Origin of the sequence: Novosphingobium chloroacetimidivorans (assembly GCF_014204535.1) — a bacterium.
Taxonomy (GTDB): Bacteria; Pseudomonadota; Alphaproteobacteria; order Sphingomonadales; family Sphingomonadaceae; genus Novosphingobium; species Novosphingobium chloroacetimidivorans.
Genome location: NZ_JACHLR010000018.1, coordinates 57,761 through 82,489 on the forward strand (window position 1 = coordinate 57,761; position 24,729 = coordinate 82,489).

The window sequence follows — 24,729 nt, forward strand, 5'->3', positions numbered from 1 at the left end:
AGGGATCGACGATGAAGCACCGCATCCTCTCCATCGCCGCCCTCGCACTCGGCGCCTCGCTCGCCGGCTGCACCGGCATGCCCACCAACAGCTCGATGAACTCGGTCCACGAACCCGTGGTCGAGCGGGTGAACTACACTCTCGATCTCGCCACCGGCAACGGCGGCCTCTCCTACCCCGAGCAGCAGCGCCTTGCCGGCTGGTTCGAGGAACTGGGTCTTCGCTATGGCGATGCGATCTCGGTCCAGGACCCGATGCAAAGCCCCGAGACGCGCGGCACGATCGCAGCGCTGGCGGCACGCTACAGCCTGGACCTGAGCGACACGGTTCCAGTCAGCACCGGCTTCGTCGAAGCGGGCACCACCCGTGTCGTCGTCACCCGCGGCAAGGCGGTGGTCCATGGCTGCCCCGACTGGAGCGGGCACTCAGACGCGAACTTCAAGAACGGTCTCTCGCGTAACTACGGCTGCGCCACCAACAGCAACCTGGCCGCGATGATCGCCAATCCCGAGCATCTGGTGAAGGGCGACGGGTCGCAGGGCGACACCACGATCATGAGCTCGAACAAGGCGATCAGTGCCTATCGTGCCAAGACGCCGACCGGATCGGCGGACCTCAAGTCCAGCAGCACCAAGGGGAACTGAGCATGAACGCACCCTGGAAAGCCGGCGCGCGTGATCCCTTCGCCGCATACCTGTGCGACGATGCCTCGCTCGACGTGCTGCGCCCGATCGCCATGGAGCTGGGCTGGCAACCGGAGAAGTGCGGCAAGGGCGGCCTGCGCAGCGCCGTGCAGTCGCTCTCCATCGCCGCGAGCCCCAACATCCTGATGGTCGATCTGTCGGAAAGCGGCGATCCGCTGAACGACATCAATGCGCTGGCCGAGGTGTGCGAGCCCGGCACGGTGGTGCTTGCGGTCGGTCAGGTCAACGACGTGCGCCTGTATCGCGACCTCATCTCCAGCGGCATCCATGACTATCTGCTCAAGCCGCTGTCGCCGGCCGCCGTTCGCGACGCGCTGATCGAGGCGCAGACGGCGTTCTCCACACCCAAGGTCGTCGACACCGGCGGCGAGAAGCGCCACGTCTCGACGGCAGTGGTCGGCACCCGCGGCGGCGTCGGCGCCTCGACCATCGCGACTTCGCTGGCCTGGCTGTTCAGCGCCGAGGACAAGCTCTCAACCGCGCTGCTCGACCTCGACATTCACTTCGGCACCGGCGCGCTCAGCCTGGACCTGGAGCCTGGCCGCGGCCTCACCGACGCGATCGAGAACCCCAGCCGCATCGACGGCCTGTTCATCGAGCGCGCGATGATCCGCGCCAACGACAACCTCGCGCTGCTCTCGGCCGAGGCGCCGATCCACACCCCGCTCCTGACGGACGGCGGCGCCTTCCTGCAGCTGGAAGAGGAGTTCCGCTCCGCCTTCGACATGACAGTGATCGACCTGCCGCGCTCGATGCTGGTCAACTTTCCGATGCTGCTTGCCGACGTGAACGTGGTGGTGCTGGCGACCGAAATGACGCTCGCCTCGGCGCGTGATTCGATCCGCCTGCTCTCCTGGCTCAAGTCGAACGCGCCGCATGCGCAAGTGATCGTCGCCGCCAACAAGGTCCAGGCCGCATTCTCCGAGATCACCCGCGCCGACTTCGAGGCCTCGATCGAGCGCAAGCTGAACCTCTCGATCCCCTATGACATCAAGGCGTCGAGCAACGCCGCGAAGCTGGGGCAGACTTTCGTCCACGCCAACCGCGCCAGCAAGGCGGGCACCGCGATGCGCGAACTGGCGCAGCTGGTGGTCGGCGCGAGCGAGAACACCGACAAGGCCGCACCCAAGAAAGCGCTGCTCAGCAAGTTCGATTTCAAGACCATGCTGGGCAAGAAGGACAAGGCGGATGCCGCACCCAAGCCCAAGGCCAAGGCCAAGGCCGGCCGCTGAGCCCCGTCGACGCGCACCCGACCTGAACTGAAAGGCGAACCTGCCCATGAACCTCCTCCAGCTCCTGCTGATCGTGCTCGGCCTGACCGGCGCGGTGGCGATGGTGTGGGCGGCGTTCGCAGGCCCCTCGCCCAAGAAGGAGTCGACGCGCCGGCTGAAGCAGGTCCGCTTCCGCCATTCGGACAATGCGGTCGAGCGGGTCGAGATGCAGATGCGCAAGGCCGTCGCCGCGCGCCGGCCCAGGACCTACCAGGTCGCAGGATCGAGCTCGCGCATCGAGGCGCTGGCGTTGCGCCTGCATCGTACCGGCAAGGGCTGGACGCTGCAGCAGTATGTCTGGACGTCCTTCGGCCTGTTCGCGCTGGTCGGTCTGCTGGTGTTCCTGAAGTCGGGCGCGCCGTTGCTGGCGCTGGTGGTCGGCGTCTTCGCCGGTGCCGGCTTGCCGCACGTCGTGGTCAACTACCTCATCAAGAAGCGCAACACCCAGTTCACCGTCAAGTTCGCGGACGCCATCGACCTGCTGGTGCGCGGGCTGAGGTCCGGCCTGCCGGTTTCCGAAACGCTGGGCATCGTCGCCAACGAAGTGCCTGGCCCGGTCGGCGAGGAGTTCAAGCTCATCACCGAGCGAATCAAGATCGGCAAGTCGATGGAGGACGCGCTCCAGGACACCGCCAACCGGCTCGACATGGCCGAATTCAGCTTCTTCTGCATCACGCTCGCCATTCAGCGCGAAACCGGCGGCAACCTGGCCGAGACGCTGGCGAACCTGTCCGACGTGCTGCGCAAGCGCGCGCAGATGAAGCTGAAGATCCGCGCGATGAGCTCTGAATCGAAGGCTTCCGCCTACATCGTCGGCTCACTGCCCTTCATCGTCTTCGCCATGATCTACTGGGTCAACTCGGGCTACATCGGCAAGTTCTTCCTGGACGAGCGGCTGATGGTCGCGGGACTGGGTGGCCTGGTGTGGATGAGCATCGGCGCCTTCATCATGGCCAAGATGGTCAGCTTCGAGATCTGAGCGGGAAAGTCACCACGCCATGCTAGCCCAACCCGCCGGTCCCACTATCCTCGGCTTCGACGTGCTGTTCGTCGGCACGATCCTGGTCGCTGTCGCCGCCGGCGCGGTGATCCTGGCGATCTACGCCGCGATCACGGTGCGCGATCCGATGAGCAAGCGGGTCAAGGCGCTTACCGAGCGGCGCGAGCAGCTCAAGGCCGGCATCGCCGTCGCCCCGCGCAAACGGCAGAGCGTGGTGCGCCGCAACCAGCACACCGACAACCTGACGCAGGTGCTGGGCAAGTTCCGCATGCTGCAGGACAGCCAGATCAAGGCGGTGCAGCAGAAGCTGTTCCAGGCCGGCGTGCGCAAGAAGGAATACGCGGTCGCCGTCATCTTCGCGCGGCTGGTAGCGCCCATCGTGCTGGGCACGATCGTCGGCGCATTGGTTTATTGGGTCGAGTACTGGCCCGAGTGGAGCAGCTTCAAGCGCTTCATGGCCTTCGCCGCGGCCGTGGGCCTGGGCTACAAGGGCCCCGACATCTTCCTGCAAAACATGATCTCCAAGCGCACCGACGCGATCCGCAAGGGCCTGCCCGACGCGCTCGACCTGCTGGTGATTTGCGCCGAGGCGGGCCTCACCGTCGATGCCGCGTTCGAGCGCGTCGCCCGCGAGCTGGGCCGCGCCTATCCCGAACTGGGCGACGAGTTTTCGCTTACCTCGATCGAGCTGGCGTTCCTGACAGACCGCCGCACCGCATTCGAGAACCTCGCCTATCGTGTCGACCTCGACTCCGTGCGCGGCGTGGTCACCACCATGATCCAGACCGAGCGCTACGGCACGCCGCTGGCGTCCGCCCTGCGCGTGCTCTCGGCCGAATTCCGCAACGAGCGCATGATGCGCGCCGAGGAAAAGGCTGCGCGCCTTCCCGCGATCATGACCGTGCCGCTGATCCTGTTCATCCTGCCGGTGCTGTTCGTGGTCATCCTCGGCCCGGCGGCCTGCTCGATCGCCGATGCCTTCTCCGGCGGCGGACCGGCGGGGAACTGAGGCTCCTTCTCCCCTCCCCCGGCACAACCCAAGCCTTCGACATCCCCGCGAAAGCGGGGATGTCGAAGTTGTTGGTCCCAGCTGCAGAAGACGGCCCGCCGTTTCAGCGCGCCAATATACCCGCCATGATGATGTCGATCGTATGCTCGCGATATCGGTCGCGCAGTTCCTCGGTCAGGGTGTCCTGGTCGAAGCAGTACTTCATCACCAGGCGCGTCGAGAAGAAGCGGTCCACCGCGCCGGTTACCGTGAAGTAGAACAGCTGCGGATCGACGGAGCGGAACACCCCCGCCCGCACGCCCTCGCCGATCAGGTCTTCGTAGGCGCGATAGATCGGCGAGAGGTAGCAGTCGGCGATCCGCCGTGCCTCGGCATCGTCGCTTTCGCGCACCATGCGCATGGTCAGGCGGTTGAGGTAGGGGACCGCGTAGAAGGTATCGATGACCTTCGAGATATGCCGCCGCAGCTTCGCCTCCGGGTCCATGTCCCCCTTGGCGACCAGTGCGTCGACGCTGCGCACGATCGCCTGCCAGTCGCGGTCGAGCAACGCCTTCAGCAGACCGGCCTTGTTGCCGAAGTAGTATTTGACCAGGGCCGAGTTCAGCCCCGACCGCAGCGACAGCTCCGACAACGAAATGTCGACGATGTCGCCGTCGCGCATGATGGCGCTGGCAGTGTCGAGCAAGTGCTCGCGCGCGCCGGGCGGCACGGCCAGAGCGACATCCTCGACACCGATCCGCTTCATGGCGTGCTTACTTGGGGCCCAGGCGGATCGCGCCGTCGAGACGGACGGATTCGCCATTGAGGTAGTCGTGCTCGAGCATGAACAGCGCGAGCTTGGCATACTCCTCGGCCTTGCCCAGGCGCTTGGGAAACGGCACCATCGCGGCAAGCGCGTCCTGCACCTGCTGCGGCATGCTGGCCATCATCGGCGTTTCGAAGATGCCGGGCAGGATGGTGTTCACGCGGATGCCGTCGTTCATCAGGTCGCGCGCGACCGGCAGCGTCATCGCCAGCACGCCGCCCTTGGACGCCGCGTAGGCCGCCTGGCCGATCTGCCCGTCCTGCGCCGCCACGGACGCGGTGTTGACGATCGCGCCGCGCGAACCGGCTTCGTCGACCGGATCGAGCGTGACGATACCGGCCGCCGCCTTGGAGATGCAGCGGAACGTGCCGACCAGGTTGATCGCGATGGCCTTCTCGAACAGCGCCATGTCGTGAGCCCTGGGAGCGCCGGTCTCGCGGTTCTTACCGACGGTCTTGGCGGCAGGCGCGATGCCGGCGCAGTTCACCAGTACCCGCTCCTGCCCATGCGCGGCGCGCGCCTTCTCGAACCCGGCGTCGACACTGGCTTCGTCGGTCACGTTGACTTCGCAGAATACGCCGCCGATCTCGGCTGCGATCGCCTCGCCCGCCTCGGCGTTAAGATCGAACAAGGCGACCTTGACGCCCTTGGCGGCCAGAGCCCGCGCCGTCGCCGCGCCCAAGCCCGATGCGCCGCCCGTGACCACCGCCGCTACGCTGCTGTCGAGAATCATGCCTGTCACCCCTTGCTGTATGGCTGGCGCACGGACACGTCGTCACGCCCGCTCGCCTCTTAATCGCTCGATTAAGCCGCACCACAAGCAGGGTCAATCTGCGAAAGGACCGCCGTGCGCCGCACTCGCGATCACCAACCGCGATCACCAGCCGCGTCACCAGTCCGGCGGCAAGGGCGGCATGAAGTCGCGCTGGCGCCACAAGGGCTGCGGCGGCTCCTCGGGATCGCGCTCGGCGAAATCGACGTAGCCGAAGAACGTCGCGATCAGCCGCTCGCCGGGCTCGGTGATTGCGGTGCGCCCATGCATGAAGCGCGTGTTGTCGAGCATCAGCACGTCACCCTTGCGCCAGGCGATGGCCACCCCGACGCGCTCGGCCGTCGCGCGGATCGCCTGGAGCCAGGCCTCCAGCACCGGGCGGCCATCATCTAGCAGGGGGAAATCGGGACGGCGGTTGTTGAAGCGCGCGAACAGCAGGAAGTTGCCGAACGCAGGCTGGTCGGTGAACATCGGCCGATGCAGCGCCGGCCGCGTGAACAGGCGGACGATCTCGCCATGCAGCTTGCGGAAGAAATAAGGACAGTTTTCGGGCGGCGACAGCAGTTGCGCATCGGTCGGATCGGGTGTGCCGAGCCAGAACTCAAGCAGCCCCGGCCAGGTCGGCTTGATGTAGAGCAATCGTCGACCTTCGAGCCCTTGCCGCACTTCGGCAGGCAGCGCGCGGACCAGCTCGACCCCGTCGCAGATCGTGGTCGCCCCGCCAGCCAGCGGAGCCGAGAGGCAACCGAAGAAGGCCGCGTCCGGCTTCCACGGCTCGCGCGACAATTCCGGGTGGAAGTTGAACGCGCCGGTCCCGCCATCCACCGTGAGCACGTTGCGCTCCGCATCGAGCATGCGACGGCCGGGACTCTCGTTGACGACGGACGTCGCACAGAACTGCCGCGCAAACCGGCCGAACGCTTCCACGTCGGTGGCGAAGCCGCGCAGCAGCAGCGCACCGTGTTCCTTGTAGAGCGAAACGATCTCGTCACGCTCCAAGGCAAGCACGTCACGCGTGCCATCCGCTTCGATCAGGACATAAGGGCGCCCCGGCGCTGGCAGGCTTACGGTCGGCATAGTGGCAGCAGGTAGCCGCTGATGGCCCCGCATGCTATACCCAAGCGCGATGGCCCTGACACTTGCTGACCTCCTCGCCTCGCCGGACCATTACCTGCACTCCTTCGAAGACGCGGCGGCGGTGTTCGTGCCGATGGACCGCGCAGCCTATCACCGGTCGATCTTCCTCGACGGGCGCATCTCGCCGGCAGGCTCCGGTTCGATGCGGGTCCCGCTCTCGACGTTCGCCGGCCGAGTGCCACAGGCAGCCGAAACAGGCTGGATCTTCCACGTCGCCCATTGCGGATCGACGCTGCTCGCACGCGCGCTCGACACGCCGGACACCAACCTTGTCCTGCGCGAGCCCCTCGCCTTGCGCCAGGCCGCGATCGCCGGCGATGGCGGCGTGCTCGCCCTGGCGGCGGCGAGCGTATCCAAGCGCTACCGGGCCGACCTGCCGACGCTGGTCAAGGCGAACGTACCGGTGAACTTCGTCCTGCCGCAGCTGCGCGGGCTCTATCCGCAAGCACCCGCATTGTTTCTCTACCTGAACTTAAGCGACTATCTGCTGGCGATCCTGCGCAGCGACGATCACCGCGCCTGGCTGCGCCGGGTCACGCAGCAGCTCGCCAGCCACCTGGGCGACTTGACCGCCCTGCAGGACGGCGAGCGCGCCGCCGCTCTGTGGCTGGCGCAAATGCGCGCCTATGCCGCCAGCATCGAGCAGCATCCACGCAGCCGCAGTCTCGACGCGGAACTGTTCTTCCAGGATCCTCAACCCGTGCTGCGTGCCGCGGCGACGCTGTTCTCGATCCCGCTCGACGACGGGACGATCGCGCAGATGACGCGCGGACCGCTGTTCACACGCTACTCGAAGAACCCGGAGCAAGCGTTCGATAGCGCGGCGCGGCGAGCACGCAGCGAGGCACTGTTGCCCCGGCTTGCCGGTGAGATTGCCAGTGCCGAAGCCTGGATCGCGGCGCATGGGTCCGACGCGCCGTCGGTTCTACGCGTCCTCGCCGGCGCCGCCCTGCTCGCCTGAGTTGCGGGTCAGCGCAGGCGCATGCCCCGCACCGAGCGCTGGCCGTCCACCGCGATGAAATAGTTGCCCAGCGATCCGCTGCGGATGCGCACCTTGTCTCCGGGCTTGGGCGGGAACGGCATCGGATCGGTCGTCACCCACACCGCGCCACCATCCGCCAGGCGCAACTCGACGCGGCCATTGGCGACGACCCGTGCCGAAGCGATCGTGGTGTTGAGTTCCTTGATGTCCTCGAACTCGGACTTGGCCGAGCCATCGCGCGCCTCCTCGCGATCGCCGCCGCCGAACAGACCGATGCGTGGCAGGGTGAAGCCGAACAGCGAGCGCCGGGCCGAGCGGATCTCCTGTCGATCCACGATCGTCACGTCCTTGGCCTTCACCGCCGCTTCCAGCTCACGCGCCGATGTGTCGAAGCAAGCGGCCCGCGCCTCGGCCACGGCGATCGCGCGGCACTTGGCGAACGAGTCCAGCAAGCGCGCGCTGGCGGTTTGCTGCTGGGCGTGGGCTTCGCAGGAGCACAAACCCAATGCCAACGCCGCCGCGATAGTCCGCCGTTTCATCTGCCCCTCCGATGTGTGTGGCCAAAGAGCTACGCGGCATAGGCCAGATCGGCAAGTCTCTACATGGACCTGTGGCATCTGTGTGACATGCCGCAAGAATATTGCATCGCTTGGGTGATCTCGTTTGCGATGCGGCGAAAGTGAATTAGCCTCATTCCCATTGGGTCAAGGTTCAGCATCGCAGGTCCGGCGAAAAGACCTGCGCATTGCATGAGCAAGACCCCAATAGGGGACATGCACATATGAACACTCGTTATCGCGCGCGCCTGCTCAACTCCTCGTTGCTGGTCAGCGCCGCCCTCATCGCCACGCCCGCACTGGCGCAGACCGCCGATCCCGACAGCCAGCCCAAGACCGGCGTCCAGAGCAGCGATCCTGCCGCTCCCGCGGCCGGCACCTCCAGCGCCGACGCCGCACCGCCGGCCGGTGAGAACAGCACCGGCGAGATCATCGTCACCGGCTCGCTGATCCGCAACCCGAACATCGTCGCGTCCAGCCCCGTCAGCGTCATCGGTCAGGAAGAGCTCAACCTGCGGCAGGTGAACACCGCCGAGCAGGTCCTGCGCGACCTGCCGGGCGCGGTCCCCAGCATCGGCTCGGCCGTGAACAACGGCAACGGCGGCGCGGCGTTCGCCGACCTTCGCGGCCTCGGCAACTTCCGCAACGTGGTGCTGCTCGACGGCAACCGCATCGCTCCTTCGGGCGTGGTCGGCCGCGTCGACCTCAACAACATCCCGCTCGCACTGATCGAGCGCGTCGACACCCTCACGGGTGGCGCTGCGACGACGTACGGCGCCGACGCAGTCTCGGGCGTGATCAACTTCATCACCCGCTCTGACTTCACTGGCGTCGAACTGAACGCTTCGGAGCAGATCACCGAGCGCGGCGATGGCGAAACCTCGCGTATCGACCTGACCATCGGCGGCAACTTCGACGATGACCGCGGTAACGCGGTGCTGTCGGTCGGCTACCAGAACGCCGATCCGGTCTACCAGGGTCAGCGCAAGTATTCGCTGAACAACTACACCTCCACGTCGGGTGGCCGTGGCGGTTCCGGCACGACCGTACCGGGCCGCTTCACGCTCGGCACCGCCTTCAACAGCATCGTGCCTGCGACCGGCTCGTTGCGGCCTTATCTGGCCTCGCGCGACGGCTACAACTTCAATCCGTTCAACGTCTTCCAGGTCCCGTTCGAGCGCTTCAACATCTACGGCGCGGCGCACTACGACGTTGCCGACAACATCAAGCTGTACACGCGCGGCCTGTTCTCGAAGAACCAGGTCAGCACGATCATCGCGCCGTCGGGTCTGTTCAGCTCCGGCGTCGTCGTACCGCTGAGCAACCCTTACCTGCCCGCCGCCGCGCGCCAGCAGTTCTGTAATGCCGGCAACGTCTTCCTGGCAGGCCAGGATCCGATCAACAACCTGTTCAACGCCAATTTCAATCCGGGCGGCGTGTCACCGCAAGGCCCCCTTTCGGCGGCGGCATGCTCTGCCGCAGCGGCTGCCACCAACCCCGCAGACCCGAACTTCCGCACGGTGCTGACAACGGTTGGTCGCCGCTTCGTCGAGGCCGGCCCGCGCCAGTCCGACTACACCACGCAGATCTTCGACTACCGCGCCGGCCTTAAGATCGACATCACCGAGACGATCAACCTCGACCTCTCGGGTTCGTACGGTGAATCGTCGAACCGCCAGACGCAGACCGGATACGTGCTGACCTCGCGTGCCCGCGCCGCGGCCTATGCAACCAACACCACGACCTGCCTTGGCGGCGCACCTGCGGGCTCCTCGGCCGCCGGTTGCGTTCCGGTGAACCTGTTCGGAGAGGCCGGATCGATCACGGCCGCGCAGCTGCCGTACCTGACCCAGTCGGCAACAACCGAAGAGAAGACCTCGCTGGCACAGGCCCGCGCACTGCTCAGCGGCGACTTCGGCGGCGCCAGCTCGCCCTGGGCCGATGAGCCGATCGGTTTTGCCTTGGGTGGCGAGTTCCGCAAGTATCGCGCGGAGCAAATCGCGGACTCGCTGTCGCAAACGGCAGGCGAACTCGGTGGCGCTGGCGGCGCCGTGCCGAACTTCCGTGGCGGCTACCAGGTCTACGAAGCGTTCGGCGAAGTCATCGCTCCGCTCGTCGTCGATCGGCCCTTCTTCAAGAGCCTGACCGTCGAAGGCGGCCTGCGCTACTCGCACTACAACGTGCAGGGCGGCAGTGGTTACAACACCACGACCTACAAGGGCGCCGGCACCTGGGAGCCCGTCGAAGGCCTGAAGCTGCGCGGCAACTACCAGCGCGCGGTTCGTGCACCAAACATCAACGAACTGTTCGCTCCGTCGAACACCGGGCTGACCAACCTTGCTTCGGATCCGTGCTCGGGCACCCGGCCGATCACCAATCCGGCGCTGGCTCCCGTCTGCATCGCGCAGGGCGCTCCGCCGGCAGCAATCGGGCTGATCCTCAACCCGACTTCGGCACAGGCGAACGGTACGACTTCGGGCAGCCTCAACATCCGTCCGGAAAAGGCGGACTCGTACACCCTCGGCGTCGTATTCCAGCCGACCTTCGTGCCCGGCCTGTCGATCACCGTCGACTACTACCACATTCGCATCAAGAACGCGATTTCGCAGCCGACCGTGGGTGACATCGTCGGTGGGTGCTTCGATGCGCCCAGCGTCTCCAACCCGCTCTGCCAGTTGATCCGGCGCAACCCGGTCACCGGCGGCCTGGACGGCGACCCATCGACCACGCAGGGCATCATCTTCCCGCTCTCAAACTCGGGTCGTATCCTGACCGACGGTATCGATGTCAGCGTCAACTACCGCCGCGACCTCGGCTTCGCCAAGTTGAACCTGAGCTTCATGGGCAACTGGACGAACCGTTCCGAGTTCACCGCAATCGTTCCGGGCTCGCTCATCCCCGCGGGCTTCCCGGGCGCCGGTGGTGCCCTGCCGGCTTCGGATGCGCGCGAGTGCGTGGGTCTCTATGGCCAGAACTGCGGCTCGCCGGGTTCGGCCGGCCCGAACTCGGCTCCGGGTTCGCTCCAGCCGGAGTTCACCTGGAACCAGCGCACCACGCTCACCTTCGGTTCCGTCGACGTGTCTCTGCTGTGGCGCCACATCGACTCCATGAAGGTCGAGCCAGGTGTGGTCGCGTTCGAGGGCACGATCGCCTCTGGCGCGCTGGCGGGCAAGGAAGTGAACTTCGGGCGTATCAAGGCCGCCAACTACTTCGACCTGTCGGGCCGGATCGGCGTCAGCGACAACCTCGACATGACGCTGACCGTGATGAACCTGTTCGACAAGCAGCCCCCGCTCGTCGGCGGCACCATCGGGTCGACGTCGTTCAACAGCGGCAACACCTATCCGTCGACCTACGACGCGCTGGGTCGTCGCTTTGCAGTGGGTGCTCGCTTCAAGTTCTGAGGCGGCGCACTTCGCAAACCGAAGAAGGGGTGGGCTTCGGCCCGCCCCTTTTTTGTTGGTGGATTAACGACCCTCCCCTGCAAGCCTGTCCCGAGCGTGTCGAAGGGCGGAGTTGCCAGATGCGTCAGCGGCTGACGAAGGGGTGTAACCGCCTCCGGATCAATCGACCGAGAGGGTTACACCGCCTCCACCACTCGCTTCGCGAGGGCTCCCTTGCAGTGGAGGATCTTACAGCTGTTCAAACCCGAAGCGCTCGATCCAGGGTTGCAGGATCGGCAGCGCCGGAGCGAGGTGCGCGGCATAGCGATGCCACTGGCCGCGGCCGTCATAGAGGCCGCGCCGTACCTGGGTGGCGCTGGCGGTCTGCACGCCGCGGGTCTGCGCGGTACGATCGAAGCGGCGGAAGTCCTCGGTCCATTCCAGGCCGATGAACCCGGCCATGGCACGCACCGTCTCTTCGAAGTCAGTCACGAGCCTGTCGTAGCGTACTTCGTGGAACGCCAGCGGCAGGTGCTCGCGGCAACGCTCGGTCAAGTCCATCAGCGCGCCATAGTGCCGCGCCGCGTCCTCCAGGTCGCTGAAGGCCCAGGCAGCAGGGCTCGGCGTGAAGTTGATGCGAAAACAGCTGAGCACGATGTCGCGCGGATCACGCCGCATGACCAGCACGCGTGCATCGGGGAAAAGCCGCGCGATGATCGGCAGCCGGGTGCCGCCCAGCGGGTTCATATCGACGAACAGCTTGCCCGCGACTTCGCCGCCGTAGCCACGCACGCGGCCCCAGTACGCGGCCCGCAAGCGCACGATCTCTTCCGGATCAAGGCTGCCCAGGTCCGCCATGACACCGTCGTTGTCGACCAGCACGTCATCGGTATCGGCCAGCGTGTCGCGCTCCTCCAACGCGACTACGCCGGGCGCGCTCGCCAGGATGTTCTCGACCAGTGTCGTGCCTGAGCGCGGATAGCCGATCAGGAAAACGTGCCCGGCCGCCTCGCCTGCAACCGGGGCAACCTCTTGCCCGGCCGGTGCGACGGTCACCTGATCCGCGATCCTCTCGATGTACGCACGATGCGAGGGGCGGCCCGGAGCAGGTGCCAGCACATCGCCGTAGACTTTGCGGAAGTTCGCCTGCGCCTGCGCGTAGCTGGCGAAGGCCTCGTCCACGCGACCCTGGCGATCCAGCGCATCGCCGAGCAGGGTGAGCGCACGTGTCCGATCGTCGCCGTTCGGGTCCGCCGCCAGCAGCGCGCGCAAGTCCGCTTCCGCGGCCGCACCGTCGCGCGCCTCGATCGCCAGCGTCGACAGTGCGAAGATGGCGGCGGGATCCCGCGGCTGGATCGCCAGAGCGCGCCGCGCGAGTTCGCGCGCGACCTGCGTCTCCCCGCGCCGCGCCGCGATGTCGGCCAGCCGCCCCAGCGCGGGCGCAAGATGCGGATCGATGGCCAGCGCGCGACGATAGCTGTCGCTCGCAGCCGCCGTCTCGCGCAGCGCCTCGAGCGTATAGCCACGCTCCAGCCAGGCGGCGGCATGGCGCGGCTCGGCGGCGATGACGCGGTCGAGCACGGCGAGCGCCTCGGGCAACTGCCCCTCCTTGCGCAGCACGGCCCCGATTGCGCCGAGCACCATCACGTCGCCTGGAGCAAGCGTCAGGGCCTCGCGCAGCAGGCGGTGCGCGCCTGCGTAGTCGCCGGTCTCTTCGCGCCGCCATGCCGCCAGGTTCAACAGCATCGCCTCGCGCTCGCCGGCGCGCAGCAGCGCCTCGGCCAGTTCCGCCGCGAGGGCGATGTCGCCCCCGGCCAGCGCCTGCTCGAGCTGCGCCCAGGCCTTTACGCGCTTGCCCTTCGACAGGGTCGCCGATGTCTTGCTTGGCATAACGCGGACGGCTCTCGTCGATCTTTACCCGGGCCGCAACCTGTCATAGAAATTGCCTTCTTGAGAAGGGCCCGACGATGATGCAACTCCTGGCAGCAGCCGCCGTCCTCCTGGCCAGCGCCGCGACGCCCGCCGAACCACCCAAGCGCGACGAAGCCGAGAAGTCGGCGGACAGTGCCGACAAGAAGATCTGCAAGCGCTTCATCGAGACCGGTTCGCTGGTGAAAGGCTATCGCACTTGCAAGACCAAGCGCGAGTGGGAGCGTGAGCGCGATGCACTGCGGGCGAACAATGGCAACATCAATTCGTGCGCGAGCATGGGCCAGACCGGCAGCTGCTGACATCCGACCGTCCGGCTAAGCTCCGGCCTGGTCCTCTGCCGTGATGCCGTAGGCGCCGATCGCCTCGTAGAGAGCGGTCAGCCCTTCGCGCTCAGCGGGGCTGAGGTCCGGGCGCCAGACCTCGAACAGCAGCACGACGCGGGTTTGCTCGCTCTCGTTCCAGGCCTCATGCTCGATGGTGTCGTCGAAGATCATCGTCCGCCCTTGCTCGACCACGCGCTTGTGGTTGCCCACCCGCAAGTGGCAGCGCGGCGGCACGATCAGCGGCAAGTGGCAGATCAGCCGCGTGTTGATCATGCCGTGGTGCGGCGGGATATGCGTGCCGGGCCGCAACACGGAAAACAGCGCCATGGGCGAGCGGCCGGCGATGTGCGGGATCGGCAAGTCCGCCAGCGCCGCCATCGTCGCAGGGAAACGGGAGGCATTTTCCGGCACCAGCACGCCGCCGCGATAGAGGTGAAACGCGCTCCAGCGCGGATCGGCGAGCAGCGCGTGACGCTTGGCCGGCCGGTTCGCCTCCGCCGCGACATAAGGCGCGAGCACCTCGTCGCTGGCGAGCAGCGCCTCCAGTTCGTCGCGGATCGCTGCCGTCGCCGCCTCCAACGCCGGCACCCAGGCGAACTCCTCGCGCTCGAAGAAGGCGCGCTGCGACAGGCCGGGGTAATAGAAGCTCGTGGGCTGCTGCAGCTGGACTTGCGCCCTGCCCGCCAGGATCTCCAGCGCCTCGCTGAACCGCGCATCGGTGCGTTCGGGCGCGACGCCGCTCGCTTGCAGGTGCCGACGTAGATGCTCCTCGAACGCGGCTCCAGCACGTGCGACCGCGCTCTCTGCCCGCCGCAGCATGTCGAGCAGGTCTTGCGGAAGGCGCCCGGCGAGCGGAGCGTGTCTCAACGCGGCCTCGTACCAGCTGACCGCAGCGCGCGGATCGTCGGCCGCGGCGAGCAAGTCGCCCCGCATGATCAGGGCGTAGAGATTGGCCGGCTCCGCTGCGAGCACGCTTTCCAGCGCGCGATGCGCGGCCGCGGCATCCCCCAGCATCGCGCAAGCCTGCGCAAGGAGGATCCGCATCTGCGCCGTTGCCTGCCCTGCGCGCTCGACGGGATCGAGGACTGCGCGTGCCGCTTGTCCATCGCCACGGCGCAAAGCGGCCAGAGCCACGTGCTGCGGCGTGGCGGGATCCGTCACGCCTGCGACCCGTCGAGCAAGGGCGCGGGAGGCACGAGCGCGATCCCCGCCGCTTGCGCCACCGCCTCGGCCCACTGGGCGACCTTGTCGATCTCGTCGCCATGGGTCTGCGCGGCCGCGCTGTGCTCCGCTTCGCGCTCGGAGGCGGCGAACTGCGTGTCGGACTTGGAATGACGGGTGAAGGCTGGGCCCGCCACCATCCGCGCCGCCTCTCCCGGCTGAAGCGGCAGGCCGAACAGCGCCGCCAGGCGCGTCATCGCCGCCGCAGGATCGCGCATCAGGTCGGCACTGCTCAGCGTGCGCACGCGGGTATCGCCGAACTGCGACACGAGCCGCGCGAACAGCGCCTGCTGCGCCAGCCAGCCCACCGCGGCAACTTGCAGGTCGCTGTGGCCAAGGTGGTCGCGCGGGGAGAAGCCCATGTCGATCAGCCGGTCGTCCAGCAGCCCCAGCAGCAAGGTGCGTACCCAGAGACGACCGTCCAACCCCTTCTTGGCGATCGAGGCCAGGTAGGTGCGCAGCGGCGCGTAGAGCAGGACCGCGCGGCTCTGCGGCCGCAGCGCCAGGATCGGCGCGGCAATGACACTCGCGATGTTGGAAGGCTTCACGATCACCGCCTCGCCCGGCGTGAACGGGCGCGCCAGCAGGGTCAGCGCGTCGTCCAGCACGGAGGCCATGTCCGGTCCCTGCCCGCCCCGCCGCTTCCAGCCGACGAGGTCGTTGAAGATCACCGGCTCCTTCAGCCCCATCGCCCAGTCCGGCCGATCGAAGGCGCGCGCCAGCAGCGTCGAGCAGCAGTAAGCCGAGTGGAAGACGAAGTGCAACGGCGCAGTGCGAGGCACCATCGCCATCGCATCGGCGCGGCGCACCACCAGCGGCTCCAATCCTGGCGGCAAGTGCTCGTCGGTGAGGAACGTCGCCGTCCGATGCGCCTCGCGCGGGACGCGAACGAAGTGCACGGCATCATGCCCGGGATCATAGCGATGCGCGAGCCACGTCGCATCCGCCAGCAGGGGCGCCGTGGTCGAAGACAGGGTCAAGCGGCACCGCCGGGCATCCGCGATGGTTTGCAGGCTCGCCCCGATTTGTCCAGCGGCGGTCTGCGCGATATAGCCAGCGCCATGAACCAGATCGAAGTCGAGCAGGCGTTGCGCGCTGCGGCAGGTGCGCGGCAGGCCGGGCAGATCGACCGTGCGGCGCGGCTCTATGGCGACGTGCTGACGAAGGCCGGCGAGCATCCGGTCGCGCTGAACGCGCTGGGCGTCATGGCGCTCGCCGCAGGCTCCTTCGCGCAAGCTGCGATCCTGTTCCGCAGGGCACTGGCGGTGGACGCTGCGGCAATCGACTTGTGGCTCAATCTTGCCACTGCCCACCGCCACCAGGACGACGCGCCGGGCGAGCGATCGGCGCTGGCCGGCGCGCTCCGCCTCGATCAGCGGCACTTCATGGCAAACGTGCGCTTGGCCGAATTGTGCGAGCGGAGCGGCGACGCCAGCGGCGCGGCGGAGCGGTGGCGCGGCGTGCTGGCGATGGCGCCGCTGATCGAGGAGCCGACGCCGGCGATGGCGGCCATGTTCGCGCATGCCCGCAGCTTTGTGGAGCAGCAGCAGGCCGGTTTCGCCGCTGCGGTCGACGCCGATCTCGCCCCTGTCCGCGCCAGCCACTCGGTCGGCGCGCGCCGGAGGTTCGACGCGTCGATCGACCATCTGCTCGGCCGCCGCCAGATCTATCCCAACGTCTGCGCCGGGCTGCACATGCCCTTCCTGCCGGCAGACGAGTTCTTCGAGCGGCGGCACTTTCCCTGGCTGGATCAGCTGGAGCAAGCGACCGAGGCGATCACAGCCGAGTACCTCGCCCTGCGAGGTCGCCACGAAGGCGAGTTCAAGCCCTACGTCGCCATGGCCCCCGGCACGCCCGCCAACAAATGGAGCCCGCTGGACAACAAGCTCGACTGGGGCGCCTATCACTTGTGGCGGAATGGCGAGCGCGACGACGAGGCCTGCGCGCGCTGCCCGCGGACAACCGAGCTGGTCGAAGCGCTGCCTCTCGCGCGCATCCCCGGCCGCGCGCCGACGGTGTTCTTCTCGGTGCTGGAGCCTGGCGCGCACCTGCCTGCGCATACCGGCGTCAGCAACGTGCGCGCGATCATCCACCTGCCGCTCATAGTGCCGGATGGCTGCACCTTTCGCGTCGGCGGCGACACGCGCACCTGGCGCAAAGGGCAAGCCTGGGCCTTCGACGACACCATCGAGCACGAGGCATGGAACCGCTCGACCGAGCAGCGCGCGATCCTCATCTTCGACGTCTGGAACCCGCACCTGACCACCGCCGAGCAGGAGCTGCTGGCCGAGTTCTACCCGATCGCCGACCGCCACGGCTACGCCGCCCCCGATGATGCGGGCAGTTAAGGCACACTAAGAACGCCTCGCAAGCTGTTCGTTAAGTTTCGTTAAAACTTCCGGTGTGTCCTCTACGCCACAGCCCGGATACCAAGTTTCACGCTTCAACCTTAGTGATTGTCACAGCGTGCCAAGCTTGCAACACAACGTCTCATAGCGGGACGCTCATCGCGTCCTAAGCTGATTCCGGCCCGACCTGATAGGCGAAATCAGGCGTCGGCTGGGTTGCATGAAGGGACACACAACAAGTGGCATCATCTTTCACCAAGGCTGCGCTGCGTGGCGCAACCAGCCTCACCGTCTTCGCGGTGCTAGGCTCGACGGCTGCGTTCGCGCAGGCGACGGATGCCGGCACGAGCACCACGGCTGCCGATGAGGCACCTGCCGACACCGGTGCGATCATCGTGACCGGTTCGCGCATCCGCTCGGCCAACCTCGAATCGACCAATCCAGTCACGGTCGTCTCGGGTGAGCAGTTCTTCCAGACGGGCCAGGTCTCGGTGGGCGACGTGCTCAACGAACTGCCGCAGCTGCGCAACACCTTCAGCCAGCAGAACTCGACCCGCTTCCTCGGCACCCGTGGCCTGAACCTGGTCGACCTGCGTGGTCTTGGCACCTCGCGCACGCTGGTGCTGGTCAACGGCCGTCGTCATGTCGCCGGCGACATCCTGTCCACAGGTGTTTCGGTCGACACCAACACGATCCCGACCGACCTGATCCAGAGCGTCGAAGTCCTCACCGGCGGCGCTTCGGCTGTGTACGGTTCGGACGCGATCGCCGGCGTCGTGAACTTCAAGCTGAAGACCGACTACGAAGGCGTCCAGGTCCGCGGCAACGCGGGCATTTCGAAATACAACGACGCAGGCAACCAGTACATCTCGCTGCTCGCCGGCAAGAACTTCGCTGACGGCCGAGGCAACATCGCGCTGAACCTCGAGTTCGCACACCAGTCCCAGTACGATGCAACCGGCCGTCCGCTCGCGCGTAACAACGGCTTCGTGACCACCGACACTGATCCGGCCAGCGCACCCAGCGACGGCATATCGGATCGTCAGTTCTTCCGCGATATCCGCAGCGGCACGATCTCTCTGGGCGGCCTGACCGCGTTCCGGTATGGTGGCGCAACCGGCCCGTGCGGTGGAGGCGGTGGGTCGGCCTTCACCTGCAACTCGCTGTTCGCGCCTGGTGGCGGTCTGATCGCGCAAACCGGCGATCGTGTCGGCATTGGCCCAACGGGTGCTTTCATCGGCGGCAACGGATCGACCAGCCGCGAAGGCCAGCTGCTGACCTTCACCCCCGACCTGAAGCGCTACTCGGTCAATTTGCTGGGTCACTTTGAGGTCAGCCCCGCGTTCGTGCCGTTCTTCGAAGCGAAGTACGTGCGCACCGAAGCACAGGGTTCGCAGAGCGGTCCGTTCTTCTCGCAGGGCACCACGTTGGGTCGGTTCGGCTCGACTGCCGGCGCGGGTACCGGCGCAAGCTCCATCGGCGGCTTCGCCGGCGGCGCCGACCGCTCGTTCATCAACGGAACCTACACCACGGCAGGCGTTCCCGTGAACTCGGGCGTCAATCGCGAAGGCATCCGCCTCGACAACCCGTATCTGTCGGCCACGGCGCGCGCTACGCTCGCCGCGCAGCTCACCGCCGCGATCAACTCGGGCGTCAATCCAAACACCGGCATCGCCTTTACCTCGGGCGGTGTGACGGCGGAGCAGGCCGCCGCCAATCGGGATGCCTCCCTGGCCCAGGTCGCAGCAGGTACCTACCGCTTTGGCCTTCGCCGCAACTGGGTCGATCTCGGCATCCGTGACGAGCAGATCAAGCGCGAAACCTATCGCGCCGTGATCGGCGTGCGTGGCGACTTCAACGAGGATTGGAACTACGAAGTTGCCGTCAACTACGGCGAGTTTCGCGAGAAGAACCTGATCCAGGGCAATATCAACGCACAGCGCTTCCTGCTCGCACAGGACACCGTGCGCGATGCCTCGGGGACAATCCGCTGCCGTGCGCAGGTCGACGGCCGCTACGGCGGCACGGACGTCGGCGGCAATCCGGCGCAGCTGGCTTCCGACATCGCGGCATGCGTTCCGCTCAACCCGTTCGGCCAGGGCTCGGTCAGCGACGCGGCGCGCAACTACCTGCTTGTCCCCTCGCGGGCTTCGGGCAAGATCACACAGCTGGACATCAACGCCTTCGTTTCAGGCGACTCCAGCCAGCTGTTTGAACTACCCGGCGGCCCAATCGGTTTCTCGGTGGGCGGTGAATACCGCCGCGAGACCAACCGTTATGACCTCGATGACTTCACCCAGGCTGGGTACGCTTTTTACAACGCCATTCCGTCCCTGACGGCGCCGTCGTTCGAAGTGAAGGAAGTCTACGGCGAACTGCGCGTGCCGATCCTGAAGGACGTGCCGTTCTTCCAGGAACTGACGCTGACCGGCAACGGCCGTATAGCCGACTACAAGGGCGCGACCGGCACGGTCTACGCCTACGGTGGTGGCATCGATTGGCGTCCGATCCAGGACGTGCGCTTCCGCGGGACGTACTCTCGTTCGGTGCGCGCACCTAACCTGACCGAGCTGTATTCGGCACAGGGCCAGAACTTCGCCCCCAGCTTCGTGGATCCTTGTTCCGCGCGCAACATCGGCACCGGTTCCGCCAACCGCGCCGCCAACTGCGCCGCAGCGGGCGTGCCGACCAGCTACGACTATGTCTACCTGTCGTCGCTGGAGACGGTTTCGGGCGGCAATCCGCTGCTCGGCGCCGAGAAGTCGGACTCCTACACCGCTGGTGTGGTGTTCACTCCGACCTTCGTTCCGGGTCTGTCGATCTCGGTCGATTACTTCGACATCACGGTCAACAACGTGATCGCGTCGGTTAACGCCCAGCAAGTCGCGAACCTGTGCTACGACTCGTCTTCGCTTAGCAATCAGTTCTGCAGCCTCTTCCAGCGCGCCGGCGCTTCGGGTGGTCCGAACGGCGAGCAGGCGTTCCAGATCCTGCAGGGCAGCCTGCTGGAATCGACCGCTAACTTCGCCAAGCTGAAGGCGCGCGGTATCGACACCAAGATCGAGTATCGTCACAGCTTCGACTGGGGTCAGCTGAACCTGGGCGTGAACTACACCCGCACGCTGCAGCGCGACGACTTCACCAATCCGGACGATCCGGACTTCAAGGATCGCATCCTGGGTGAGCTCGGCGATCCGAAGAACGAGGTTAACCTGAACAGCAGCCTCAAGGTCGGTCGCGTCACGTTCGGTTACCAGCTGCGCTGGATCGACAAGATGTACCTCAACACCTACGAGGACTATAACGAGCTGAACGGTCTGCCGCCGCAGAATACGGACTTCTACTCCCAGGCCAAGTACCCGGACGTGTTCTACCACGACCTGCGTCTCGACTATGAAGTCTCCGATCAGTACAACCTGACGCTGGGCATCGACAACGTCGGCAACAAGATGCCGCCATTCGGCCTCACCGGCGTCGGCAACGGCCTCAACACCGCTGCGGACGGTGGCGCCGGTATCTACGACGTGCGAGGCCGCTACATGTATGCAGCGTTCCTCGCCAAGTTCTGATCTTTCTACCAAGGAACTGCGCGAAGGGGTCGGAACCGGTGTTCCGGCCCCTTTTCGTTTGCTAGCACAGCCTTATGACCCGGGGCACGCACAACACCATTGCCGATGAAGCCGGCGCACTCGCACTGCGCGGCTCGGTGACGCAGGCCTATCGCCTGCTCGAACAGGGCGTGGCGGCGAACGACGGCATCGCGGCGGCAACGTTGGCTGATTGGCGCCTGTCGGGTCAGATCATCCGGCGCGACCTTGCTCTCGCGCGCGACCTCTACGGCCGGGCAGCCGCGCTTGGCGTCGATAATGTAGCGCCCATCCATATTGCCATGCTTGCCAACGGCGCCGGGGGGACACCGCGCAAGTGGCAGCAAGCGCTTGCCCTGCTTCGGTCTCGCACTACCCTGGACACAGCGGCGGCTCGCCAGCTTCGAGTGCTCGATGCCATGGCGCTGACTGAAGATGGCGATCCCACAAGCACGCCGCACGTCACGCCCGCGCACCAATCGCCGCCCATAGGGACCCTTGCCGGCTTCCTCACCGCCGCCGAGTGCACATACCTCATCGATTGCGCCGCATCGTCGATGCAGCCTTCGGTGGTGATCCACCCGCAGACGGGTGCGTTCGTGCGCGATCCGGTGCGCACGGCAAAGTCGGCCGGCTTTCCTTTCGTGCTGGAAGACCCCGTGCTGCACGCCATCAACCGCCGCATCGCAGCAGCGACGGGCACGACATACGAGCAAGGCGAGCCGCTGCAGGTCCTGCGCTACGATGCAGGAGACGAATACAAGCTCCACAGCGACGCGCTGCCGCCGGGCCAAAACCAGCGCACCACTACCTTCCTGGTCGCGCTGAACGACGCGTACGACGGCGGCGAAACCGATTTCCCGCGAGTGCCATACCGCTGGCGGGGCAAGCCGGGCGACGCGCTCTGTTTCGCCAACGTCGATGCCGCTGGCGGGCCGGACCCAATGGCCTGGCATAGCGGCAACCCGGTCACTCGTGGTACCAAGTTCCTGCTGTCGAAGTGGATCCGCCAGCACCCGCTGGACCTCAGCGGGCCGCCGGGCCGGCCGTTCTGACCGGCCCGGGAGACCTTACCCCACCCTGATCGAGAGCGCGCCATCGCCCTCGTCGATGTGCACCGCGCTGCCGTCCGGGATCTCGCCGCCAAGGAGCTTCTCGGCGAGAGGATCCTGCACATAGCGCTGCACCGCGCGCTTGAGCGGCCTTGCGCCATAGACCGGATCGTAGCCCACTCGGCCGAGCCAGCGCTTGGCGGCGTCGGTCAGGTCGAGCACGATCTTGCGGTCCTTCAGCAGCTTCTGCACGCGGCCGACCTGGATCTCGACGATCGGGCCCATCTCGCCCTGGCCCAGGCGGTGGAACAGGATCACCTCGTCCAGCCGGTTCAGGAACTCGGGCCGGAAGTGGCCGCGCACGATTTCCATCACCTGCGGCTCGACGGTCGAAACATCCTGCCCTTCGTCGAGGTTGGCGAGGTACTGGCTGCCCAGGTTGCTGGTCAGGATAATCAGCGTGTTGGTGAAATCCACCACGCGCCCTTGCCCGTCGGTCAGGCGGCCGTCATCGAGCACTTGCAGCAGCACGTTGAAGACGTCGGGGTGCGCCTTCTCGACCTCGTCGAACAGCACGACCTGATAGGGCCGGCGCCGCACCGCTTCGGTCAGTACTCCGCCTTCGTCGTAGCCGACATAGCCCGGAGGCGCGCCGATCAGGCGGCTGACGGCGTGCTTCTCCATGAATTCGCTCATGTCGATGCGCACCATGGCGTTGTCGTCGTCGAACAGGAACGAGGCGAGCGCCTTGGTCAGCTCGGTCTTGCCGACGCCCGTGGGGCCGAGGAACAGGAACGAGCCCATCGGCCGGTTGGGGTCCTGCAAGCCGGCCCGCGCACGGCGCACCGCCTTGGACACGGCGGTCACGGCCGCGGACTGGCCGATCACGCGCGCGCCGATCGCCGCTTCCATGTTCAGCAGCTTCTCGCGCTCGCCCTGCAGCATGCGGTCGACAGGCACACCGGTCCAGCGGCTGACGACGCCAGCGATGTCGTCCTCGGTCACTTCCTCGCGCAGCATGGCATTGCTCGCCTGGGCTTCGGCCTCGGCCAGCTGGCGCTCCAGCGCGGGGATGGTGCCGTAGGACAGCTCACCGGCCTTGGCCAAATCACCCTGGCGCTGCGCCTGCTCCAGCTCGAGCCGGGCGGCATCGAGCTGTTCCTTCAGCTTGCCTTCCGCGGCGATCTTGTCACGCTCGTTCTGCCAGCGGGTCGTCAGCTCGCTCGACTGCTGTTCGAGGTTGCCAAGCTCGGCGCGCAGTGTTTCCAGTCGATCCTTCGAGGCGGTGTCGCTCTCCTTGGAAAGCGCCATCTCTTCGATCTTGAGCTGGATGATGCGCCGGTCGAGCTTCTCGATCTCCTCGGGCTTGCTCTCCACTTCCATGCGGATGCGGCTGGCGGCCTCGTCCATCAGGTCGATCGCCTTGTCGGGAAGGAAGCGGTTGGTGATGTAGCGGTTGGACAGCGTCGCCGCCGCCACGATCGCGCCATCGGTGATGCGCACGCCGTGGTGCAGCTCGTACTTTTCCTTCAATCCGCGCAGGATCGAGATCGTGTCCTCGACCGTCGGCTCGTCGACGAAAACGGGCTGGAAGCGGCGCTGCAGGGCAGCGTCCTTCTCGACGTACTTCTGGTACTCGTCGAGCGTCGTCGCGCCGATGCAATGCAGTTCGCCACGCGCCAGCGCCGGCTTCAGCAGGTTGCCGGCATCCATCGAGCCTTCGGACGCGCCGGCGCCGATCAGCGTGTGCATCTCGTCGATGAACAGGATGATCTGGCCGTCCGCGCCCTTCACCTCGTCGAGCACGGCCTTTAGGCGCTCCTCGAACTCGCCACGATACTTCGCGCCGGCGATCAGGCTGCCCATGTCGAGCGCCATCAGCGTGCGGTCCTTGAGGCTGTCGGGCACGTCGCCGTTGGCGATGCGCAGCGCGAGCCCTTCGGCGATGGCGGTCTTGCCGACACCGGGGTCACCGATCAGGACGGGGTTGTTCTTGGTCCGGCGAGCGAGGATCTGCACCGTGCGGCGGATCTCCTCGTCGCGGCCGATCACCGGATCGAGCTTGCCCGCTCGCGCCGCCTCGGTGAGGTCGCGGGCATACTTCTTCATCGCATCGTAGGCGTTCTCGGCCGAAGCGTTGTCGGCGGTACGACCGCCGCGCAGCTCGGTGATCGCGGCTTCGAGCGCGGGCGCGGTAAGGTTCGCTGCGGCGAGCGCCTTGCCCGCAGCGGTGGTCTGGGCCAGCGTCAGCGCCAGCAGCATGCGCTCGACAGTGACGTAGGCGTCCTGCGACTTGGTCGCGAGCTGCTCGGCCTGGTCGAGCACGCGCACCGCATCATTGTCGAGGCCGGGCGTGGTCTGCGCGCCCGAGCCGCTGACGGCCGGGATCTTCTCCAGCGCGGCATTGACGCCGTCGAGCGCGAACTTGGGATTGCCCCCGGCGCGCTGGATCAGCCCGGCGGCCATGCCCTCGCTGTCGTCGAGCAACGCCTTCAGGATGTGCTCGGGCGTGATGCGCTGGTGGTTGAGCCGAATCGCGGTGGTCTGCGCGGCCTGCAGAAACCCCTTGGCGCGGTCGGTGAACTTTTCGAGATTCATGGTGGGACGTATCCTCCTGTTGCCGCAGATGTGGTGTGGCCTAATGGC

The 24,729-nt window shown here is 66.6% G+C and carries 18 protein-coding genes; 10 read left to right on the forward strand and 8 right to left on the reverse strand.

Going from position 1 to position 24,729, the window contains the following annotated elements; translation table 11 throughout:
- The first annotated feature begins 11 nt into the window (after positions 1-11).
- The 4 genes from HNO88_RS17575 to HNO88_RS17590 are packed head-to-tail and all read left to right on the forward strand — an operon-like array spanning position 12 to position 3,984.
- On the forward strand, positions 12-644 hold the full coding sequence (locus tag HNO88_RS17575; RefSeq protein ID WP_184248648.1) for a CpaD family pilus assembly protein: 633 nt from the start codon (positions 12-14) through the stop codon (positions 642-644).
- Between the two features lie 2 nt (positions 645-646).
- Positions 647-1,936, forward strand: a complete 1,290-nt coding sequence (locus HNO88_RS17580) for a CpaE/TadZ family protein (RefSeq protein ID WP_184248651.1) — start codon at positions 647-649, stop codon at positions 1,934-1,936.
- Between the two features lie 46 nt (positions 1,937-1,982).
- Entirely contained in the window at positions 1,983-2,954 is a 972-nt protein-coding gene (locus tag HNO88_RS17585) for a type II secretion system F family protein (protein ID WP_184248654.1), read from the forward strand.
- Positions 2,955-2,973: 19 nt separating this feature from the next.
- Positions 2,974-3,984, forward strand: coding sequence for a type II secretion system F family protein (locus HNO88_RS17590; protein ID WP_184248657.1), 1,011 nt, complete (start codon positions 2,974-2,976; stop codon positions 3,982-3,984).
- A gap of 103 nt (positions 3,985-4,087) precedes the next feature.
- On the opposite strand, the gene HNO88_RS17595 is transcribed toward HNO88_RS17590, so the two are convergent.
- From HNO88_RS17595 to HNO88_RS17605, 3 genes are all read right to left on the reverse strand, one after another.
- Entirely contained in the window at positions 4,088-4,729 is a 642-nt protein-coding gene (locus tag HNO88_RS17595) for a TetR family transcriptional regulator (protein WP_184248660.1), read from the reverse strand.
- 7 nt (positions 4,730-4,736) lie between these two features.
- A complete protein-coding gene (locus HNO88_RS17600) occupies positions 4,737-5,522 on the reverse strand; it encodes an SDR family oxidoreductase (RefSeq protein ID WP_184248663.1) in 786 nt (261 codons plus the stop codon).
- A gap of 156 nt (positions 5,523-5,678) precedes the next feature.
- A complete protein-coding gene (locus HNO88_RS17605; protein ID WP_184248666.1) occupies positions 5,679-6,638 on the reverse strand; it encodes a TauD/TfdA family dioxygenase in 960 nt (319 codons plus the stop codon).
- Positions 6,639-6,687: 49 nt separating this feature from the next.
- Here HNO88_RS17605 and HNO88_RS17610 point away from each other — a divergent pair, with 49 nt between their 5' ends.
- Complete coding sequence (locus tag HNO88_RS17610) at positions 6,688-7,659, forward strand: hypothetical protein (protein WP_184248669.1); 972 nt, start codon at positions 6,688-6,690, stop codon at positions 7,657-7,659.
- A gap of 8 nt (positions 7,660-7,667) precedes the next feature.
- Here HNO88_RS17610 and HNO88_RS17615 read toward each other — a convergent pair whose 3' ends face one another.
- The gene (locus HNO88_RS17615) at positions 7,668-8,219 is read right to left on the reverse strand and encodes a hypothetical protein (RefSeq protein ID WP_184248672.1); all 552 of its coding nucleotides are present in this window, start codon (positions 8,217-8,219) and stop codon (positions 7,668-7,670) included.
- Positions 8,220-8,461: 242 nt separating this feature from the next.
- Between HNO88_RS17615 and HNO88_RS17620 the strand changes: the two genes are divergently transcribed.
- Positions 8,462-11,641, forward strand: a complete 3,180-nt coding sequence (locus tag HNO88_RS17620; RefSeq protein WP_184248675.1) for a TonB-dependent receptor domain-containing protein — start codon at positions 8,462-8,464, stop codon at positions 11,639-11,641.
- Between the two features lie 228 nt (positions 11,642-11,869).
- On the opposite strand, the gene HNO88_RS17625 is transcribed toward HNO88_RS17620, so the two are convergent.
- Positions 11,870-13,510: a tetratricopeptide repeat-containing sulfotransferase family protein gene (locus HNO88_RS17625; RefSeq protein ID WP_184248678.1), complete on the reverse strand. Its 1,641-nt coding sequence runs from the start codon at positions 13,508-13,510 to the stop codon at positions 11,870-11,872.
- 77 nt (positions 13,511-13,587) lie between these two features.
- Here HNO88_RS17625 and HNO88_RS17630 point away from each other — a divergent pair, with 77 nt between their 5' ends.
- On the forward strand, positions 13,588-13,851 hold the full coding sequence (locus HNO88_RS17630; RefSeq protein ID WP_184248681.1) for a hypothetical protein: 264 nt from the start codon (positions 13,588-13,590) through the stop codon (positions 13,849-13,851).
- A 15-nt stretch (positions 13,852-13,866) separates the two neighbouring features.
- Here HNO88_RS17630 and HNO88_RS17635 read toward each other — a convergent pair whose 3' ends face one another.
- Together HNO88_RS17635 and HNO88_RS17640 are read right to left on the reverse strand one after the other, a co-directional pair.
- Positions 13,867-15,036 (reverse strand): aspartyl/asparaginyl beta-hydroxylase domain-containing protein, encoded by a 1,170-nt coding sequence (locus HNO88_RS17635; protein WP_184248684.1) that lies wholly within the window; start codon positions 15,034-15,036, stop codon positions 13,867-13,869.
- A complete protein-coding gene (locus HNO88_RS17640) occupies positions 15,033-16,076 on the reverse strand; it encodes a hypothetical protein (protein ID WP_246381975.1) in 1,044 nt (347 codons plus the stop codon). The genes HNO88_RS17635 and HNO88_RS17640 overlap by 4 nt, the downstream gene beginning before the upstream one ends.
- An 81-nt stretch (positions 16,077-16,157) precedes the next feature.
- On the opposite strand from HNO88_RS17640, the gene HNO88_RS17645 reads away from it, so the two are divergent.
- The 3 genes from HNO88_RS17645 to HNO88_RS17655 all read left to right on the forward strand — a co-directional run bounded on the left by HNO88_RS17645 (position 16,158) and on the right by HNO88_RS17655 (position 22,086).
- Positions 16,158-17,444, forward strand: a complete 1,287-nt coding sequence (locus tag HNO88_RS17645; RefSeq protein WP_184248687.1) for an aspartyl/asparaginyl beta-hydroxylase domain-containing protein — start codon at positions 16,158-16,160, stop codon at positions 17,442-17,444.
- 239 nt (positions 17,445-17,683) lie between these two features.
- Positions 17,684-21,013 carry a TonB-dependent receptor domain-containing protein gene (locus HNO88_RS17650; RefSeq protein ID WP_312857110.1) on the forward strand — a complete coding sequence of 1,110 codons (3,330 nt, stop codon included), beginning with the start codon at positions 17,684-17,686 and terminating at the stop codon, positions 21,011-21,013.
- Positions 21,014-21,087: 74 nt separating this feature from the next.
- On the forward strand, positions 21,088-22,086 hold the full coding sequence (locus HNO88_RS17655; RefSeq protein ID WP_184248691.1) for a 2OG-Fe(II) oxygenase: 999 nt from the start codon (positions 21,088-21,090) through the stop codon (positions 22,084-22,086).
- A 15-nt stretch (positions 22,087-22,101) separates the two neighbouring features.
- Here the strand turns inward: HNO88_RS17655 and clpB are convergent, their stop codons facing one another.
- Positions 22,102-24,681 (reverse strand): ATP-dependent chaperone ClpB, encoded by a 2,580-nt coding sequence (clpB, locus tag HNO88_RS17660; RefSeq protein ID WP_184248694.1) that lies wholly within the window; start codon positions 24,679-24,681, stop codon positions 22,102-22,104.
- Positions 24,682-24,729: the final 48 nt, after the last annotated feature.